General features: G+C 42.6%; 1 protein-coding gene. It reads left to right on the top strand.

The window, feature by feature from the left end; all coding sequences use genetic code 11:
- A partial coding sequence (locus R7R78_RS29735; RefSeq protein WP_225475042.1) for a hypothetical protein occupies window positions 1-214 on the top strand: 214 nt, incomplete at its 5' end.
- Window positions 215-507: the final 293 nt, after the last annotated feature.

Genomic DNA, 507 nt, shown 5'->3' with positions numbered 1-507 from the left:
GCTTAAACAAGCGTTTAGACAGGATAGAGAACCCCGTCGAGCAGACGATAAGCTCAGAGAAATCTATAGAAATAAAAGGGCGGAGCGAATTGATATTCTCGACAATGACGCAAGAGCAGCAGAGCAGCGCGTGCGCGAGTTGCAGTCACGCAAAACTGAGCATTCAGAGCGAAACATCGACCCCGAAAAACCAGAGCGAGAACTTAAAATTTGAGTGCTTGAGCGGAACGAACAAGGAAATGGTTTTTGCGTGTACCAAGTTTACAGATGAATAAATGATCTTCTCAGATCAAAGATTATAGTGGTATGATTTGGTTCAGAAAAAGAAAAAGCCTGCTTAGATAATCTTGGCGGATTCAGCAGGCTTTATTCAATATGTTGAGATAATTATAATGCATAAATTACTTGAAATACAACCCGTATTTACTGCATTTAGCTGCCGCCAAGGGTGGTTAGCTATGTGCAATTAGAGAGGTTCACCGCAAGGGTGCTCAAGCACCTTCCCAA

The sequence above is a fragment of the Vibrio sp. 2134-1 genome (assembly GCF_033339495.1).
The sequence above is the reverse complement of the archived record's forward strand: the minus strand, read 5'-3'. Positions and strand labels throughout refer to the sequence as shown.